The following is a 17,577-nucleotide window of genomic DNA, read 5'->3' on the forward strand; positions in this document are numbered from 1 at the left end:
GCAGAGTTTGGCGGGCATGCCCTATTGCACTCAGACAACAGAACACGGGTAGACCTGCGGTGGTACAGGCAACAGAAGCGCAGAACGGAAACGAGCTGACGGACCGGCTGGCGCAGGCCAGCATCCTGGTGGTGGATGACGAACCGGGCATGCGCAACTTCCTGGTCAAAACGCTCGCGCCCCACTGCCGAGAGGTCGCCGAGGCCGCGACGACCGAAGAAGCCGGAGAGCTGCTGGCCCAGCGGCATTTCGATGTGATGATCCTGGACAACATCATGCCCGGTCAAAAGGGCATCGACTGGCTGGCCCATCAGCGCAGCGCCGGCGGGTTTACCGATACCATCATGATCACCGCCTATGCGGATCTGGAAACCGCGATCGAGGCGATGCGCGCCGGGGCCGCGGATTTTGTTCTGAAGCCCTTCCGCTCGAACCAAATGCTGAATGCGGTACAACGCTGCATCCAGATGGCTCAGCTGCGGCGCGAGAACGCCCTTTTGCTGCACGAGCTGAACAGCGCCGACACCGGGCGCAGGTTGCGCAACCAACTGATCGGCAGCTCGGACGCGATAGCCGATGTGCGGCGGGTGCTGGATCAGGTCCGCGATGTCAGCACGCCGGTTCTGATCACCGGCGCCTCTGGCACCGGCAAGGAAGTCGCGGCGCGGCACCTGCACGCAGCCTCGGACCGGGCGGCGCATCCCTTCGTGCCGATCAACTGCGCTTCCATTCCGGCAGAGATGATAGAATTCGAACTCTTCGGCCATGCGCCCGGCGCTTTCCCCGGCGCGCAAGGTGGACGTGAGGGGCTGCTGCCCTCGGCACAGGGCGGAACCGTGTTCCTGGACGAGATCGCAGGTCTCAGCGCGTCGGCGCAGGCGGCATTGTTGCGGGTGCTGGAGGATGGCTTGGTCCGCCCTGTTGGCACCGAACGCAGCACCCAGCTGGATGTGCGCTTTGTCGTCTCGACCAGCAAATCGCTGAAGGACGAAGTCGCCGCCGGGCGTTTCCGCGAGGATCTGTTCTTTCGCCTCAATGTGATCGAAGCGGTGATGCCCCCGCTTAGCCAGCGCGGCACCGATGTGGTGGAACTGGCCGAGTTGTTCGTGCAGGAGATCGCCGAGCAGTTGACCCGCGCGCCCCTACAGATCGATCCCCGTACCCGCAGTGCCCTGCTGCGCCACAAGTGGCCGGGCAATATCCGTGAGCTGCGCAACTTCATCGAGCGCTCTTTGATCTTTGGCAGCTTTCCCCTGGAAACGCTGGCCCACCCGGCGGATGGCAGCGGCCAGATCGAACCGCTGGATCAGATCGAGCGGCGCGAGATCCTGCGCGCGTTGGAGGCTGTCGATGGCAACCGATCGGAAGCCGCCCGCAGGCTGGGCGTCTCGCGAAAGACCATCGACCGCAAATGCGCCTCCTGGGGATTGTAAGCCGGGAATCGTCCATCCCCTCGCGCTCTGGCGCCCTCTGCCGACACCGCTGCTGGCACCTGATCACGCATATTTTTACCGAATTGAACAACCGGACAAACTGGCGCAAATTTTACCCCCTGACTGGGAAACAATTTCCAAAATGTCCAAATTGTCCCGGGTCGCGACTATAGCGCTCTGACAAAACGTCAGCGTAAGTTACTGTTTTTTATATTTAAAACATTGACGCACCCCTTCACAACAGCCGAAGACTACCACGTCGCATGCGCTCGCATGCCCAGCTTCGGCAGCCGACCTCGGGGAGGAGAGAGACGCCAGCCGGTCAATAATTTGGAGGATAATCCATATGAGTTCCGCACCCAATCGGGGGCCGCTTTCCTTTCTGCTGAAGGAAAACATCGTCGCAGGCCCCGGCTTCAACCGCTGGCTGGTACCCCCGGCCTCGATCGCCATCCACCTGTGCATCGGCTCGGTCTACGCCTGGTCCGTATTCAACCCTGCTCTGACGCGCCAGCTGGGCGTTGTCAGCCCCGCTGCTGACGACTGGAGCCTGACCTCGGTGGTCTGGATCTTCTCGGTCGCCATCGTGTTCCTCGGCCTGGCTGCTGCCTTTGCCGGCAAATGGCTGGAAAAAGTTGGCCCGCGCATGGTCGGCACCGTTGCTGCCTTCTGCTGGGGCGGCGGTTTCCTCATCGGCTCGGCAGGGATCGCCAGCCATCAACTGTGGCTCGTTTACCTTGGTTATGGCGCCCTCGGCGGCTGCGGTCTGGGTCTTGGCTATGTTTCGCCGGTTTCGACCCTTCTGCGCTGGTTCCCGGACCGTCGCGGCATGGCAACCGGCATGGCCATCATGGGCTTTGGCGGCGGCGCGATGATCGCAGCCCCGGTCAAAGGCTGGCTGCTGTCCATCTATGCCAAGGCACCTGAATACCTTGGCACGCGCGAAGCCATCGACACCGTGATCGAAGGCGGCCGAGTATTTGCCCAGACCGCAAACGGCATGGTTGAGGTCGTCATCGCATCGGCGTCCCAGGCGGCAGCCCTGCCCGGCGGCGGCGAGGCTGGCGTCTATGTGGTTGGCACCGGCGACACCGGCGCATCCTCCACCTTCCTGACCCTTGGCATCGTCTATTTCATTGTGATGATCATCGCCTCCTTCAGCTATCGCGTTCCGGCAGAGGGCTGGAAACCTGAAGGTTGGGAGCCGAAACCGGCCGCTTCGGGTCTGATCACCAAGAACCACGTCCATATCGACCAGGCGCTGAAAACACCGCAGTTCTGGCAGCTGTGGGTGATGCTGTGCTTCAACGTGACGGCTGGCATCGGTGTGATCGGCGTCGCCAAGACGATGATGTCGGAAATCTACGGCACCACCATGCCGCTGATCGTGACCGCGGCTTTTGCCTCGACCTATGTTCTGATGATTTCGGTCTTCAACATGGTCGGCCGCTTCTTCTGGGCCTCGACCTCTGACTTCATCGGGCGCAAAAACACCTATCACGCCTTCTTCATCCTTGGCACGATCCTGTACCTGTCGATCCCCTATTTCGCGACCGCAGGCGCAGCAAACCCGTCGATGTTCTACCTGATCGGCTTTTACGTTGCGACGATGATCATCTTCTCGATGTATGGCGGCGGCTTTGCCACCATCCCGGCCTATCTGGCGGATATGTTCGGCACCATGCACGTGGGTGGCATTCACGGCCGGTTGCTGACCGCATGGTCCACCGCCGGTGTGCTGGGTCCGCTTGCGATCACGTCCTTGCGTCAGATGTCGGTGAACAATGCGATTACGGATCTTGCCGCCAAGGTAGATGCGCAGGCCTTTGAAACCGCCTTTGGCGCGCCGGTGTCGCAGCTGGACGCTCTGGTGTCCGCGAAGACGGTGACAATCGCCAAGCTGATGGAGATCGCGCCGCAGGGCATCGTCGATCCGACGCCGAGCCTTTACAATACGACCATGTATTGCATGGCGGGTCTGCTGGTAGTGGCCTTCTTTGCCAACCTCCTGATCCGGCCGGTGGGTTCGCACCACCACCACCCGGAAACCGGCGCAGCACCCTCGCCCGCCGAGTAACTCCAAAAAATCCCAGAACCTGAAGGGGGCCTGCAAGCGCAGGCTCCCTTTTTGCATTTATCGCCATGCACGGCCCGTGCGCCGGTCACGCCCGTAAGGTTCGCGTAAGCGGCACCACCCATATCGGGCGCCAACCCTGTACAAATATCGCAAGGAGCGTGTCATGCAGATCCTCAGGAAACTCGCCGTTCTGGTCACAGCCATCGGGCTGGCAACGCCGGTATTGGCCTCTTCCCCACCCAGCCAGGGCGCATTGCGCTTTGACGTTATTCGCAAGGGCAAGGACATCGGAGAGCTCAGCTACAGCTTCTCCGGCTCTGCCGCCAAATACTCCGTTCAGGTCGTCACCGATATCGCCGTCAAGATCCCGCTGATCCGCGTCAATGCCTATGCCTTCAAGCAGAACAGCGTCGAGACATGGGCAAATGGCAAGATGACCTCGATCCGCTCGGCCACCGATGATGACGGCGACGCGCATCAGATCAGCGAAAAGGGGCGCGGCCTGCTACCCGCCAGCCTGTGGAACGATGATATTCTGAAACGCCGCCAGTTGCTCAACACCATCGACGGCAGCGTCATGTCGGTGCGGGTAATTGATCTGGGCGTTCAGAATGTCCCCACCCGCAGCGGCCAGCTGCGCGCGCATCACTATCGCATTTCCGGCGATCTGGAACGCGACGTCTGGTATGATCAGAACGGAGACCTTGCGCATGTTTCCTTCAAGGCCGATGATGGGTCAACCGTGACCTACCTGCGCAAATAGGATCGCAGCCCATGCGGCTTCTCTATGTGGAAGACAACGAAAGGCTGGCGCGCAACACCTGTGCCAGCCTTGAAAGCAATGATTTCGTCGTCGACTGGGTGGCGACTGGCGCGGATGCGGTGCATTCCGCGCGCAGTTATTCCTATGACGCGATCATCCTCGATCTGGGCCTGCCGGACATGGACGGGCTGTCGGTGCTCGATGGGATCAAACAGGGTAATGCCGACACCCCGGTGATCATCTGCACCGCCCGTGATGCACTGGACGACCGGGTAAAGGGGCTCAACGCCGGTTCTGACGATTATCTGGTCAAACCCTTCGACAGCAGCGAGTTGATCGCCCGCATCCGCGCCGTCCTGCGCCGTCCGGGCGGCGCGCTGGGGTTGAAGCTGAGCCTTGGCAACATCCGCTTTGACACCAACGATCGTTCCGTTGAGATTGCTGGCCAGCCCGCCCGGTTTTCCCGTCGCGAGCTGGATTTGCTGGAGGTCTTCATGCGCCGCAAGGGACGTATCCTGTCCAAGGACAGCATCGAGAACGCGCTCTACGGATTTGATGCGCCGCCGACCCCGAACGCCATCGAAGTCGCGATTCACCGGCTGCGCAAGAAACTGCAGGATCTGGGCGCCGCAAGCACCGTCCACACGCTGCGGGGCATCGGCTACCTGATGGAAGACGACGGTCAATGAAGGCCCTTACCCAGTCTGCCCATGCCCCCCTTGGCGGACCGGGCTCACTGCAGCGCAAGCTGACGGTCAATATCGTCCTGGCGCTGCTGCTTGCCATCGCAATGTCCGTCACGATCCTGATCTCCGAGTTTTTCGAACATCTGGAAGAAAACCTCGAAGAGACGCTGCTGCGCGAAGCAAACGAGGTTCTGGTTCAGGCCGACCCGGAGGCGGAGAATTATGGCCTGCCGGTGCAATCGCTCCGGTTTCGCGGCGCCGAGGGCGCCTATCGCTATACGGTGTTTGGTCCGGAGATGGAGCTGCTCGCGGGCGGTGAGACCTCTCCGCAGATCAAGGCGCAGATTGCACCGCTGCCGCTTGGCACCGCTGCCGAGATTGACCTGCCGGGAGAGCGGCGCGGCATGGCGCTGTGCGGCATCAATGCAGGGCTGAAGATCTGCGTTCTCGCCTCGGCCTATGCCCCCATCGCCGATACCAGCATCCTTGATGCCATGTGGCACGAGGTAGAAGAGCAGATCATCTGGATCGTTCTTGGCGCGGTGCTGGTACTGTCATCGGCGCTGCTGGCGGCGCGGCTCTCCCTGCGGCCGCTGGATCGCGTCATGCAGCAGGCTGGCAGTATCGGCCCCGACGCCCCGGACCAGCGCCTTTCGCCCGAAGGGTTGCCGTCCGAGATCGTGCCCCTCGTCGCTGCCGTTAACAGCGCCTTTGCCCGGCTGGAAAAAGGCTACCGGTCGCAGCGCGAGTTTTCCTCCAATGTGGCGCATGAGGTCCGCACGCCTTTGGCGGTGCTGCACTCCAGCGTCGATACCATCGGTGACGCCGAGGTCCGCCAACGCCTCAAACAGGATCTGAAACAGCTAGAGCAGATCTTTGAACAGCTGATCGATCTGGCCCGCGCCGATGCGCTGGAACCTTCGACCTTTCAGGAGATTGTTCTGGACGATCTGGCGGTGCAGATCTCCTGCGCTCAGGCCCCGAACGCCATCCGCGCGGGCAAAAGCCTGGCCGTCACCGGCGCCAAGGGCGTCCGGATCCGCGGCAATGAGGGCCTTCTGGCCATCGCGCTGGACAATCTCGTGCGCAATGCGCTGATCTATTCGCCCGCCGGAACCGAGGTTGAAATCTGCGTCATGGCAAATCCACCCGGCATCGCGGTTCTGGATCGCGGTCCCGGAGTGCCCGAAACGGAACGCGAGGCGCTGTTCGAACGCTTCAACCGCGGCTCCGAGCCGGGCCGGGGCAAGGGCTCGGGAATTGGCCTGGCCATTGTGAAGGCCGTGGCCGAAGCCCATGGCGCCCGGGTCGACATTGCCGACCGGGATGGCGGTGGCAGCCGGTTCAGCATCGAATTTTCATAAAAAATCACAGATACTTGACCTGCTCCGCCCATGGTTCTGCGAACCTGTAAGCGGGCTGTAAGCCTGGCGGGCGATTTCCCTAGACAACAGGAAATCCAAGCGAGGCGCTCCATGCGAATTGAGTTTTTGACGCCGACCTCTCCCGGCCGTAAAGCCGCTGAGGCCCATATCCGTGACGTTTACGACACCACCTATGCGGCGCAGGTCAAAGGCTTTGCCCCGGTTCTGGCAGCAGCCTCCAACGCAGAAGGTAAGATCCTCTGCGCGGCAGGGATCCGCACGGCGCAGGACGGGTTTTTCTCCGACTGCTACCTGAATGGCGATTTCTGCGAGGTCCTGAAGGAACGCACCGGACGCGATATCCACGCCAGCCAGATCATGGAGGTCACGTCCCTGGCCTCGGTGTCGCCCTTTCCGGTGTTGCCCCTTCTCGACCGCATGATCGACTGGGGACGGCAGCAGGGCGTGGTCTGCGGCGTCTTCACCGCCACCCTGCCCCTGCGCCGCCTGCTGACGCGCACCGGGCTGGGCTATATCCCCCTTTGCGCCGCTGAGGCGGACCGCGTGGCGGACCCAGACAACTGGGGAAGCTATTACGACACCGATCCCTGGGTCTGCGCCTTTATCGAGACCGAGACGGATCTGGCGTTGTTGACGCCCGGCACCGCTGCGCCCGCATCGCTCCCGGGCCTTCAGGGAGGCGCAGCATAATGGACATGGTATTCGAGGCCCTGTGGAGTCACGCGGCAGAGCGCCCGCAAACGGTTGCCTTTTCCGGCGATGGCGACAGCCTGACCTGGGCCGATCTTGCCGCCGAAGTCACCGCGCTTGCGGCGCGGCTGGACGGTGCGCCGCGTACCGTTGGCATCGCCCTTCCGGGCGGCTGCGCCTATGTCGTGGCCGATCTGGCGCTAACCCTCACCGGCCGTCGGCAGGTGCCGCTGCCGTTTTTCTTTGCGCCCGAGCAGATTGCCCATGTGATCAAGGACGCCGGGATCGGCGCGCTGATCACCGCACCCGAAACCGCCGGGCAAAGCGCTTTGCCGGAGATCCCCCTGTCGCTCAGCCACACCGATGCCGCAGCACTACCAGCCCCGACCTCGGCAGCCTCCAAGGCAGAGCGGATCATCTACACCTCCGGCTCGTCCGGGCGCCCCAAGGGCGTTGTCATCGGAAGCAGCCAGTTGCAGGCCTCGCTGAATGCACTGCTGCCCGTGGTGGCCCCGACGCACACCGACCGCCACCTGTCGATCCTGCCCTTGGCGCAGCTTCTGGAACAGATCTGCGGCATATTCCTGCCCATTCTGGTGGGCGCGGAAACCCGGTTTGACTTCAACGCCACCCGCACTCTGTTCGGCGCCGAAATCGGACCATTGACCGCCGCCTTTGCCCGCGAAAGGCCCACCACCAGCCTGCTGGCGCCCGCGCTTCTGGGGCGCTGGGTTCAAGACCTCAGCAGCAAGGATGGCCGAGCTCCCAACTCGCTGCGCTTCGTGGCCGTTGGCGGCGCTGCCAGTTCGCCCGCGCTGCTGCACGCCGCCGAGGCTGTCGGCATCCCGGCGCACGAAGGCTACGGTCTGTCGGAATGCTGCGCCGTGGTGGCGATGAACCGCCCCGGACACAATGCCATCGGCACCGTCGGAGAGATTCTAGAAGGGCTCGACGTTCAGATCATCGACGACGAGATCACCGTCGCAGGCCCCACCGTGATGACTGGGTATCTTAATGGCGATCCGCCCCCTGCCCGCTGGCACACCGGCGATCTGGGCCGCATCGAAAACGGGCGTCTGATCGTGGACGGGCGCAAGGACGCGCTGATCGTCACCGGAGCCGGGCGCAACATCTCGCCCGAGTGGGTCGAGCAAAGGATCAACGCCGATCCCCGCGTCGTCAGCTCTGCCCTTGGCCTGCACCAGGACGGATCGCTGGTTCTCGTGGTCGTCGCCGCGGCTCCGATCAGCAGCGCAGACATCACCGCCGCACTGGAAGGGATCCCGCCCTATGCGCAGCCTGCGGCGGTAATCATGACCTCTCCGGCAGAGCCGGGCCTGCTCTTTGCGGCAGGCACCCCGAACCGCGGCGTCGCCGCCCGAATTATCAAGAACCGCCCGGCGCAGCCTCTTTCCCAGACAGCCGAAAGCCTTGCCTCATGACCCAGAAAAAGACCGTTCTCATCACCGGCGCGGGATCCGGCATCGGCCGGGCGCTGACGATGGAGGCCGCACGCCTCGGCCATGTGCCGCTGATCACCGGACGCAATCGGCACAAGCTGGAAGATACCGCCACGCTCGCAGGATTGCCTGAGAGCGCCATCCTGCCCGCAGACGTGACCCTTGCTGAGGATCGCGCAAGGCTGGTGGTGCAGGTCGGTGGGCGGCTTGATATCCTGATCAACAATGCCGGCTGCCTGACCGTCGGACGGCTGACGGATCTTGGCGACGCTCAGCTGCAGGCGATGACCGACACCAACCTGATGGCCCCGATCGCGCTGACCCGGGACCTGTTGCCCGCGCTACGCGCAGGTCAGGGACGCGTGGCAAACATCGGCTCTGTCTTCGGCGATATCGCCTACCCCTATTTCGCGGCCTATTCGGCGACGAAGTTCGGTCTGCGGGGCTTTTCTGACGCGCTGCGGCGCGAATTGTCTGGCAGCGGCGTTGGCGTCACCTACATCGCCCCGCGCGCCGCCCGCACCGCCGCCGAAAGCGAATTCGGCGCCCTAATCGAACCGCTGGACATGACGCTCGACAGCGCGGAACGGGTGGCTACAGAAGCCTGGGAGGCAATCCGCAAAGGCAAACGCGAGAGCTTTCCCCGCGGCAAAGAGCGGTTCTTTGTCAAAGTCCAGCGGCTGTTCCCGCAGCTGGTCGACCGCTCTGTCGGGGCTCAGGCCCGCGCCGAGAAAACCATCGCCGCCCTGGACAGCCTGCGCCGCGTCTAGACCCTTCTGATTTCAAGTAGAAAGACCAATCATGACCTATACTGTGATCCGCGCCGCGCGCACCGGCAGCCAGATCGACGCCCCCGCCATTGCCGCCGTCCGCGACCATCTGAGCCGCGACGGCTGGGCGCTGCTGCGGGGCTTTGACGTCGACATGGCCGCCTTCAGCGCCCTGACAGCCGAGCTGTGCAGCACCATCACCTTTGACCCCGCGCGGGAATTTTCCGAGCGCAACACCCAGATGGTGGATGCCGGGCTTGGCCCGATCGGGTTGCATATCGAAAACGGCAACACCCCGGTCTGCCCCGATATCGTTGCCTTCTACTCCGCCAAGGCCGCCTTTGAAGGCTCGCAAACCACGATCTGCGACGGGCGCGATGTGCTGGCCAGCATGTCGGAGGCGCAGCGCGCGCGCTGGAGCCAGCCGATGACCGTCTCGCGCAAGTTGCCGGAACTTTTGTGGAAACGCTACCTGGCCAATGAACACCCCGCAATCTCGGAGCCTGAAGAGGTGACCGAAGAGCATATCCTGCAATTCAAGGCAGCGATCCCGAACCAGGATTTCGACATGCACGAGGATGGCTCGCTCACCTATCATATCACGCTGAACCCGGTGCGGCCCTCGGCCCTGTCCGGCGCTGCGGGCTTTGCCAATGCGGTTCTGGGCCCGTCGCACAATTACGAGCCGCCTGTCTACCGGCTGGCAGATGGCAGCCTGGTCAGCGCCGAAGAGATCGAGGAGCTGCGCGAACTGGCCGAAGGCAGCACCACCGAGATCAACTGGCAGGACGGCGATATCGCTGTGCTCGACAATACCCGCATCATGCACGGGCGCCGGGCAATCAAGGATCAGGATCGCCAGCTGTTCATCGGCATGGGCCGGGTCTGATCATAGTCCCTCTGTGCCCTCACCCGTTGCCGGGAAACCGGCTGCGGGTCCGGTTGGCAAAGGCCACCAGCGACAGCATCACCGGCACCTCCACCAGCACACCGACCACGGTGGCCAGCGCGGCGCCGGAATTCAGCCCGAACAGCGAGATCGCAACCGCGACGGCCAGCTCAAAGAAATTCGAGGTCCCGATCAGCGCGCAAGGCGCGGCGATCCGATGCGGCACCTTCAGCGCGAAGGCCGCGCCATAGGCTAGCGCGAAGATCCCGTAGGACTGGATCAGAATGGGCACCGCGATCAGCGCGATAACCTCGGGCCGGTCCAGGATCACCTGCCCCTGCAGGCCGAACAGGATCGTCACCGTCGCGATCAACCCGATCACCGACCAGGGTTTAACGTGGGCCTGAAAGCCCTCAATCCGCGCCGCGCTGCCCAGCCTTTTCCGGGTCCAGATCCCGGCCAATAGCGGCAGCAGCACAAAGAGGACCACCGACAGAACCAGCGTTTCCCAGGGCACTTCGATATCTGTGACGCCCAGCAGGAAGGCGACGATGGGCGCAAAGGCAAAGACCATCACCACATCATTCAGCGACACCTGCAGCAGGGTGTAATTCTCATCCCCCCGCGTCAGCTGCGACCAGACAAAGACCATAGCCGTGCAGGGCGCCGCGCCCAGAAGAATCAGACCGGCAATGTACTGTTGCGCATCCTCGGGCGATACCAGATCGGCAAAGATGCCTTCGAAGAACAACAGCCCCAACAGCGCCATGGTGAAGGGTTTGATCAACCAGTTGACCACCAGCGTGATGCCCAGACCCCGCGGCTGTTTGAAAGCATCCTTCACCGCGGCGGGATCGACGCCGACCATCATCGGATAGACCATCGCCCAGATCAGCACTGCAACCACCAGATTGACCCGCGCCAGTTCCGCCGCCGCGATCATCTGCACCAGCGCCGGTGCGATATTGCCGATGACGATACCCGCCACCATGGCCAGCGCGACCCAGACGCTCAGATATCTTTCAAAGATGCTCATGGCATGACCTCCGCGCCTTCAACGTGCAGCTTGCCCGCGGCAAGCGCCGACAGCGCCACCATAAGTGCCGCCGTCCCCAGAACAAGCGCGAGCCCGCCAACCTGATAGGTCAGCCCGGACAAGAGCGTACCAGTCAGGCGGCCGCCCGCATTTGCCATGTAATAAAAACCCACATCCATCGTGACCCGCTCGGCCTTGGTGAAGGCCAGGATCAGGTAGGAATGCAGCGAAGAGTTCACCGCGAACAGCGCGCCAAAGGCCAGAAGGCCAAGGACAAGAACCGCCGTCAGCCAGGGCTGCGGCGTCGGCGACATCCAGACCGCAAGGGTCAGCGCCGCAGGCACGGTAAAAAGCGCCAGCGCCCAGCCGCGCGCGGCGCGGATCAAGGCGCCCTCGGGCCGTTTGGCTGCGCCCAGCAGCCACGGTGCAGCGGCTTGCACCGCACCATAGAGGATGATCCACACCGCCATGAATGTGCCGATCATGAAGAAGGCCGCGCGGTTACCCGCCTCGGATCCATCCGACAGCACCGCGTAAAAATAGATCGGGATGCCCACCACGAACCAGACATCGCGCGCGCCGAACAGGAACACCCGCGCCGCCGACAGCCAGTTCACATTGGCGGATTTCGAGAACACCTCGGAAAACTTCGCGCCCTTGCGCCCGGTCGGTAGTCCCGGTGGCATCAGCATCACGATGGCGGCAAAGACCAGCGCCAGAACCATGGCCATGGCCATGATCGACCAGCTAAACCCAAGCGTCGCCAGCAGCGCCGCACCGAGCAGGAAGCCCAGCCCCTTCACCGCGTTCTTCGATCCGGTCAGCACCGCCACCCAACGGAACAATCCGCCGTTTGCCGAGGGCGCCAAGAGCTTCACCGCCGATTTCGACGACATCTTGGCCAGATCCTTGGCCACGCCCGAAATCCCTTGCACACACATCACGAAGACAACCGAGGCACCAATGGCCCAGTCTGGATCAAGCTGCGTCAGCGCGCCCAGCGCCACGATCTGCAACGCCAGCCCGGCATAAAGCGTCGCCGCCAGTCCGAAGCGCGCCGCGATCCAGCCCGCCGAAAGGTTCGTCACCATCCCGGCGATCTCATAAAGGACAAAGAGATAGGCCAGCTGCACCGGAGAGAACCCCAGCGTGTGGAAATGCAACAGGACCAGCATCCGCAGCGCCCCATCGGTGAGCATGAAGGCCCAATAGGCCGCCGTCACCGCGATATAGGCCGACAGACCCTCGGGGCGATGGTTCACAGTGAGGCTCCGACCATCAGGGCCACATCGACAAGCCGCCAAGCGTAGCCCATTTCATTGTCATACCAGGCATAAACTTTCACCTGGGTGCCATTGATCACCATGGTCGAAGGCGCATCCACGATCGAAGAGCGCTTATCATTGGTGTAATCGGTCGAGACCAGCGGGCGGGTCTCATAGCCAAGGATGCCCTCCAGCTCCCCTTCGGCGGCGGCCTTGAACAGAGCGTTGACCTCTTCGGCGGTGGTTTCACGCTCCACCTCGAAAACGCAGTCGGTGAGCGAGGCATTCAGCAGCGGCACCCGCACCGCATGGCCATTGAGGCGCCCGGTCAGTTCAGGATAGATCAGGGTAATTGCCGTGGCGCTGCCGGTGGTTGTCGGGATCAGCGAATTCAGCGCCGAGCGCGCCCGGCGCAGATCCTTGGCGGGGCGGTCGACGATAGTCTGGGTATTGGTGACATCGTGGATTGTGGTGATGGAGCCGTGCCGGATACCCAGGTTTTCATGGATCACCTTGACCACCGGCGCCAGGCAGTTGGTGGTGCAGCTCGCCGCCGTCACGATGCGGTGGCGTGCCGGATCATAGGTGTCTTCATTGACGCCATAGACGATATTGGCCGTATCGCCATCCTTGACCGGGGCGGAGACCACGACCTTTTTCACGCCCGCGTCGAAATAGGGGGCAAGCTTGGCCTCTGTCTTGAACACACCGGTGCAGTCGATGACCACATCCACGCCGTCGAGCGGCAGTTTGGACAGATCGGAGGTGCCGATGAAGGGAAGACGCATGTCATTGATCGTCACGCTGTCTGCATCATGGGAAAACTCTGCATCCCAGCGTCCATGCACCGTGTCGAACTCCAGAAGATGTGCGTGCATTTCCGGATCACCCACCGCGTCGTTAATCCAGGCGATTTGCGCGCCCTGCTCCAGCAGCGGTTTCAGGGCAAGTTTTCCGATCCGGCCAAGGCCGTTCACAGCATATGTGGTCATTGGGTGTCTTCCTGTGCTTGGCTGGCGATATCATCCACCGCGTGTTGCAGGGCGATGCGGTCCAGTGTTTCGATGGGCAGCGCCGTAAAGGCCTCGATCCGGCGTTTCAGCGCGCCATAGGCCTGATGAAAGGCGAGGCTTTTTTCGGCATCGGTGCCCTCGGCCTTGACCGGGTCCGGCATGCCCCAGTGGCCACTGATCGGCTGACCGTCCCAGGCAGGGCATTCCTCATTGGCGGCCTGATTGCAGACGGTAAAAACGAAATCCATCTGCGGCGCATCCGGTCCCGTGAACTCGGCCGTATTCTTGGCCCGCAGATGCGCGGTGTCATGCCCCTTGGATTGCAGCACCTCCACCGCAAAGGGGTTCAGGTCTGACTGGGGCCGGGTTCCGGCGGAGTAGACGTTGAAGCGATCCGAAGCGCGATCGCGCAGGATGCTTTCGGCAAAGATCGAGCGGGCGGAATTTCCGGTGCAAATGAATAACACGTTGTATTTGCGCGCGGTCATGGCGGTGTGTCCTGTTTGGGGGGAAGTGGCGGCGGGCAGGCAAAGGTCCGGACGCCCGCGGCAACAATCGAGCATCAGATAGTCAAAGGTCTGTTGCACCGCTGACATATCGACGGTGTAGAGCAGCGAGGTCCCGGCCCGTTCCTGCGTCACCAACCCCGCCTGCATCAGCGCAGACAGATAGGTGGAAAGGGTGCTGGCCTTCAGATCCAGCGCCCCGGCGATTTCACCTGCGGGCATCCGGTCCGGATAGCGCCGCATCAGCAGCCGGAAAATGGCCAGTCGCTGTGGATGGCCTAGCGTGGTCAGGCGGGAGGGAATCTCTTTTTCCATATTTCATGAATATAGGAAATAAAGGGCGCATGACAGTGAATATTTTGTAACGGCCTGATGACACAGGCCTGATGACACAGGCCGAAACAAAAACCGCCCCCGGGATGGAGGCGGCTACAGGTTACAGAAGGGCCAGCGGGGTTATTCCCACTCCATCTCCTCATAGACCGTCTGCGCATTGCGCCCGGCCAGACTGTCGAATTGCTCAAGCCCGGCAAAAGCAGACTGATCAACCCCGGGCGCGTCCATGATATCACCGCCCTCTTCGATCAGGGCACCGATTTGGGAGCGCAGGTTCACAAGGTATTCGTAGGTGTCAGCGCGGGCCTGTTCCAGCGTGGTGGCATGGCCATGGCCGGGAACCACATGGGTCGGCTCATAGGCCGCCATCGCCTCAAAGGTCTCGATCCAGCTTTTGGCATTTGACTGCGGCCCGACGCCAAGGATCCGCTCCACATAAACAATATCCCCGGTGAACATCACATCCCGGTCCTTGAGCCAGACAAAACTGTCGCCCGGCGTATGGGCCTGCCCGTGATGGGTGATCTGGAAGGTCAGACCACCGACCGTGAGATCATGACCCGTTTCAAAGGTCACATCGGCATAGCGCGGCTCGGTGCCTGCCAGTTCATCCCCCAAAAGCTGCGAGAGCATCGTCATCTGCATAGACTGGCGGTCCTTGTGATCGGCCACCGCGGCCTCGGATGCGATCACGGTTGCGCCCTGCGCCTGCCAGTAACCATTGCCCAGCCAGCGGTGATCCTGCCCGCCGGTGTCGATCACATAGGTCACCGGCTGATCGGTGATCTGATCTATGGTGGCGTCAATCATCTCGGCGCCTTTCCACGAACCGCCGGGATCCATCAGCACCACCCCCTCGGAGGTGACCACCACGCCGAAGGTGGCATTGTTGCCAAGGTTTTCAGTGTTGCGTTGGCTTTTCGGGCCGACCAGCGCCCAGACATCATCGGTAACCTTCTGCACCTCCAGCACATCCGCGAAGGCGGCCAGCGGCAGGACTGACAGAACAAGGGTCAAGGTAAGTGATTTCATGTGCAGCCCTCCCGGCATCTGCGCGCGTTCCCGTCAGACCCTGCCAGAGTGGGCGAGCGTCAGACAGAGGACCATCCGACGCAGACAAAAAAACTGGCCCGGCATGTCCGCCCGGGCCAGTTCATAATTTCAGGGCTAATACTCAGTCGCCGTCGGACACCCCTGCCTGCCGCAGCCGTGCCCGGCGCGCGCGATAGCTTGGCAACAGCACCAGAAGCCCCGCCAGCACCAGAAGCGCCAGCGTCATCGGCCGGTCCAGCAGGAAGCCCAGCCCGTCATAAAGCTGCATCGCGCGGGCAAAGTTGTCCTCCAGCATCGAGCCAAGGATGAAGCCGATCAGCAAAGGTGCCAGCGGGTAGTCGGCGAACCGCAGCACCGTGGCGCAGATACCAAGACCGACAAGGATAAGCAGTTCGGTCGCATTGTTCTGCCCGATGTAGGCCCCCATCAAGGTGAAGAACAGGATGAAGGGGATCAGGTAGTTGCGCGGCACCGCCAGCACCTTGGCAATGTATGGAATCAGCGGCAGGTTCAGCACCAAGAGCACCAGATTGCCCACATACATGGAGATGATCACCGCCCAAAAGATCTGCGGCTCGTCGATCATCAGGCGCGGCCCGGGCGAGACATTGAGCGCGATGAGCGCACCCAAGAGGATCGCCGTGGTGCCCGATCCGGGAATGCCCAGCGTCAGCAGCGGCACGAAGGATCCGGTGCAGGCCGCGTTATTGGCGCTTTCCGGTGCGGCCAGCCCCTTGACCGAGCCCTTGCCGAACTGCTCCTGCTCCTCCTTGGGCGCAATATTGCGCTCCACCGCGTAGCCCAGGAAGGACGCAATCGTGGCCCCAGCCCCAGGCAATACCCCGATCAAAAACCCTTGGATCGATTGGCGACCGATCACCGGGGCAATCGCGCGCGCCTCGTCCCGCGTGATGCGCAGCTCCTTGATCTCGCTGCTGCCGCCCTCCGTCTTGGACCGGCTGGGATCCAGCACCAGATACAGCGCCTCCGGCAGGGCGAACATCGCCATGGCAAGCGTGATAAAGCCAAAGCCGGACTGCAGATCCATGATCCCCATGGTGAAACGCGGCATGTTGAACAACGCGCCCTCGCCCACGGTGGCCATGATCAGCCCCAACAACGTCATCAGCAGCGCCTTCACCACCTGCCCGGTTCCGGCAAAGGCCGCGATGGCCGACAGCCCCACCACCATCAGCGCAAAATACTCTGCGGAATGGAACAGCAGCGCCACGGTTGCCAGCGCGGGCGCAAAGATCATCAACAGCACCGCGCCGATGCTGCCTCCGCAGAAGGACGAGATCGCCGCCACCGTCAGCGCCTTGCCGGCCTTGCCCTGCCGCGCCAACGGATAGCCGTCAAACGAAGTCGCCACGGTCGAAGCAACCCCCGGCGCATTGATCAGGATCGACGAGGTCGAGCCGCCAAAGATCGCGCCATAATAGACCCCGGCCAGAAGGATCAGCGCCGCAGAAGGGTCGCCGATGGTGATCGCCACCGGGATCATGATGGAGATAATGCTCATCGGGCCTAGGCCCGGCAGCATGCCGATGAATGTGCCGATCAGACAGCCGCCGATCACCATCATCAGGTTCGTCAGGGAAAAGGCGCTGGAAAGGCCAATCATGATACCTTCGAACATATCAGCCTCCCACGCCAAAGAAGATCGGCCAGGGGCTGAGGAAGATCCCCAGAACCTCTTGCACCAGATACCAGACGCCGCCCGCCGCAAGCGCCGCAATGGGCAGCAGGACGTGCAGCTTGCGCTCACCCAGGATCACCGCGCCAAGGGTCAGGAAGCCCACCGTGGAGATCAGGAACCCGGCGGGCCGCAGCAAGAGCGCATAGGCCACCATCAGGGCCAGCAGCGCCAGCGCCTGCCCCAGCTTATAATCGCCAAGCCGCCGGTGATCGATATCGCCGACCTTGGGCCCGCTGTCGCCCTTTTGCGGGCTCAACACAATGATCAGGGCGCAGATTGCCGCCAGCACCGACAGGACCTTGGGAAAGGTGCTGGGCCAGATGGCATTGAATTTCATGAAGGGCGGAAGGCCTGCGTCCATGGTGAAATAGGCCGCATAGCCATAGGTGAGGCTGATCAGCAGGATGACCAGCGCGATCCATCGATCAAGCGCCATGCTCTCCTCCGGGTACGTCTTGGAAAATGGGATGGCGTCGCCTGCCGGGCAGATCTATCGATGCCCGACAGGCGACGCCG

At 62.5% G+C, this 17,577-nt stretch carries 16 protein-coding genes; 9 read left to right on the forward strand and 7 right to left on the reverse strand.

What is annotated here, in order from left to right:
* Positions 1 to 59: 59 nt before the first annotated feature.
* The 9 genes from JL2886_RS04655 (at position 60) to JL2886_RS04695 (ending at position 10,153) form a co-directional block, all read left to right on the forward strand.
* Positions 60 to 1,433 (forward strand): sigma-54-dependent transcriptional regulator, encoded by a 1,374-nt coding sequence (locus JL2886_RS04655; RefSeq protein WP_065270948.1) that lies wholly within the window; start codon positions 60 to 62, stop codon positions 1,431 to 1,433.
* Between the two features lie 346 nt (positions 1,434 to 1,779).
* Positions 1,780 to 3,510, forward strand: coding sequence for an OFA family MFS transporter (locus tag JL2886_RS04660; RefSeq protein WP_065270949.1), 1,731 nt, complete (start codon positions 1,780 to 1,782; stop codon positions 3,508 to 3,510).
* 163 nt (positions 3,511 to 3,673) lie between these two features.
* Positions 3,674 to 4,273 carry a DUF6134 family protein gene (locus JL2886_RS04665; RefSeq protein ID WP_065270950.1) on the forward strand — a complete coding sequence of 200 codons (600 nt, stop codon included), beginning with the start codon at positions 3,674 to 3,676 and terminating at the stop codon, positions 4,271 to 4,273.
* 11 nt (positions 4,274 to 4,284) lie between these two features.
* Positions 4,285 to 4,962 carry a response regulator transcription factor gene (locus JL2886_RS04670; protein ID WP_065270951.1) on the forward strand — a complete coding sequence of 226 codons (678 nt, stop codon included), beginning with the start codon at positions 4,285 to 4,287 and terminating at the stop codon, positions 4,960 to 4,962.
* Complete coding sequence (locus JL2886_RS04675) at positions 4,959 to 6,323, forward strand: sensor histidine kinase (RefSeq protein WP_065270952.1); 1,365 nt, start codon at positions 4,959 to 4,961, stop codon at positions 6,321 to 6,323. Before JL2886_RS04670 ends, JL2886_RS04675 begins: the two co-directional genes overlap by 4 nt.
* A gap of 111 nt (positions 6,324 to 6,434) precedes the next feature.
* On the forward strand, positions 6,435 to 7,034 hold the full coding sequence (locus JL2886_RS04680) for a thermostable hemolysin (protein WP_065270953.1): 600 nt from the start codon (positions 6,435 to 6,437) through the stop codon (positions 7,032 to 7,034).
* Positions 7,034 to 8,476, forward strand: a complete 1,443-nt coding sequence (locus JL2886_RS04685) for an AMP-binding protein (protein WP_065270954.1) — start codon at positions 7,034 to 7,036, stop codon at positions 8,474 to 8,476. Before JL2886_RS04680 ends, JL2886_RS04685 begins: the two co-directional genes overlap by 1 nt.
* Complete coding sequence (locus JL2886_RS04690) at positions 8,473 to 9,264, forward strand: SDR family NAD(P)-dependent oxidoreductase (RefSeq protein WP_065270955.1); 792 nt, start codon at positions 8,473 to 8,475, stop codon at positions 9,262 to 9,264. Before JL2886_RS04685 ends, JL2886_RS04690 begins: the two co-directional genes overlap by 4 nt.
* A 31-nt stretch (positions 9,265 to 9,295) precedes the next feature.
* Positions 9,296 to 10,153 carry a TauD/TfdA family dioxygenase gene (locus tag JL2886_RS04695; RefSeq protein ID WP_082995997.1) on the forward strand — a complete coding sequence of 286 codons (858 nt, stop codon included), beginning with the start codon at positions 9,296 to 9,298 and terminating at the stop codon, positions 10,151 to 10,153.
* A gap of 19 nt (positions 10,154 to 10,172) precedes the next feature.
* Here the strand turns inward: JL2886_RS04695 and arsB are convergent, their stop codons facing one another.
* From arsB to JL2886_RS04730, 7 genes are all read right to left on the reverse strand, one after another.
* Complete coding sequence (arsB, locus tag JL2886_RS04700; protein ID WP_065270956.1) at positions 10,173 to 11,189, reverse strand: ACR3 family arsenite efflux transporter; 1,017 nt, start codon at positions 11,187 to 11,189, stop codon at positions 10,173 to 10,175.
* Entirely contained in the window at positions 11,186 to 12,451 is a 1,266-nt protein-coding gene (arsJ, locus tag JL2886_RS04705) for an organoarsenical effux MFS transporter ArsJ (RefSeq protein WP_065270957.1), read from the reverse strand. Before arsJ ends, arsB begins: the two co-directional genes overlap by 4 nt.
* Positions 12,448 to 13,446, reverse strand: coding sequence for an ArsJ-associated glyceraldehyde-3-phosphate dehydrogenase (locus tag JL2886_RS04710; RefSeq protein ID WP_065270958.1), 999 nt, complete (start codon positions 13,444 to 13,446; stop codon positions 12,448 to 12,450). Before JL2886_RS04710 ends, arsJ begins: the two co-directional genes overlap by 4 nt.
* Positions 13,443 to 14,288 (reverse strand): helix-turn-helix domain-containing protein, encoded by an 846-nt coding sequence (locus JL2886_RS04715; protein ID WP_065270959.1) that lies wholly within the window; start codon positions 14,286 to 14,288, stop codon positions 13,443 to 13,445. The genes JL2886_RS04710 and JL2886_RS04715 overlap by 4 nt, the downstream gene beginning before the upstream one ends.
* A gap of 141 nt (positions 14,289 to 14,429) precedes the next feature.
* Entirely contained in the window at positions 14,430 to 15,341 is a 912-nt protein-coding gene (locus JL2886_RS04720; RefSeq protein WP_065270960.1) for an MBL fold metallo-hydrolase, read from the reverse strand.
* Between the two features lie 142 nt (positions 15,342 to 15,483).
* Entirely contained in the window at positions 15,484 to 17,001 is a 1,518-nt protein-coding gene (locus JL2886_RS04725) for a tripartite tricarboxylate transporter permease (protein ID WP_065270961.1), read from the reverse strand.
* Between the two features lies 1 nt (position 17,002).
* Positions 17,003 to 17,497: a tripartite tricarboxylate transporter TctB family protein gene (locus JL2886_RS04730; RefSeq protein ID WP_065270962.1), complete on the reverse strand. Its 495-nt coding sequence runs from the start codon at positions 17,495 to 17,497 to the stop codon at positions 17,003 to 17,005.
* Positions 17,498 to 17,577: the final 80 nt, after the last annotated feature.

It is taken from the genome of Phaeobacter gallaeciensis, assembly GCF_001678945.1.
Classification (GTDB): Bacteria; Pseudomonadota; Alphaproteobacteria; order Rhodobacterales; family Rhodobacteraceae; genus Phycobacter; species Phycobacter gallaeciensis_A.

Bases quoted from the DNA above. Each gene is read 5' to 3' on its own strand.
- JL2886_RS04730 (WP_065270962.1), bottom strand. From the start codon at position 17,497: ATGGCGCTTGATCGATGGATCGCGCTGGTCATCCTGCTGATCAGCCTC.
- JL2886_RS04665 (WP_065270950.1), top strand. From the start codon at position 3,674: ATGCAGATCCTCAGGAAACTCGCCGTTCTGGTCACAGCCATCGGGCTG.
- arsB (WP_065270956.1), bottom strand. From the start codon at position 11,189: ATGAGCATCTTTGAAAGATATCTGAGCGTCTGGGTCGCGCTGGCCATG.
- JL2886_RS04715 (WP_065270959.1), bottom strand. From the start codon at position 14,288: ATGGAAAAAGAGATTCCCTCCCGCCTGACCACGCTAGGCCATCCACAG.
- JL2886_RS04685 (WP_065270954.1), top strand. From the start codon at position 7,034: ATGGACATGGTATTCGAGGCCCTGTGGAGTCACGCGGCAGAGCGCCCG.
- JL2886_RS04710 (WP_065270958.1), bottom strand. From the start codon at position 13,446: ATGACCACATATGCTGTGAACGGCCTTGGCCGGATCGGAAAACTTGCC.
- JL2886_RS04660 (WP_065270949.1), top strand. From the start codon at position 1,780: ATGAGTTCCGCACCCAATCGGGGGCCGCTTTCCTTTCTGCTGAAGGAA.
- JL2886_RS04675 (WP_065270952.1), top strand. From the start codon at position 4,959: ATGAAGGCCCTTACCCAGTCTGCCCATGCCCCCCTTGGCGGACCGGGC.
- JL2886_RS04725 (WP_065270961.1), bottom strand. From the start codon at position 17,001: ATGTTCGAAGGTATCATGATTGGCCTTTCCAGCGCCTTTTCCCTGACG.
- JL2886_RS04670 (WP_065270951.1), top strand. From the start codon at position 4,285: ATGCGGCTTCTCTATGTGGAAGACAACGAAAGGCTGGCGCGCAACACC.
- JL2886_RS04695 (WP_082995997.1), top strand. From the start codon at position 9,296: ATGACCTATACTGTGATCCGCGCCGCGCGCACCGGCAGCCAGATCGAC.
- JL2886_RS04720 (WP_065270960.1), bottom strand. From the start codon at position 15,341: ATGAAATCACTTACCTTGACCCTTGTTCTGTCAGTCCTGCCGCTGGCC.
- JL2886_RS04680 (WP_065270953.1), top strand. From the start codon at position 6,435: ATGCGAATTGAGTTTTTGACGCCGACCTCTCCCGGCCGTAAAGCCGCT.
- JL2886_RS04690 (WP_065270955.1), top strand. From the start codon at position 8,473: ATGACCCAGAAAAAGACCGTTCTCATCACCGGCGCGGGATCCGGCATC.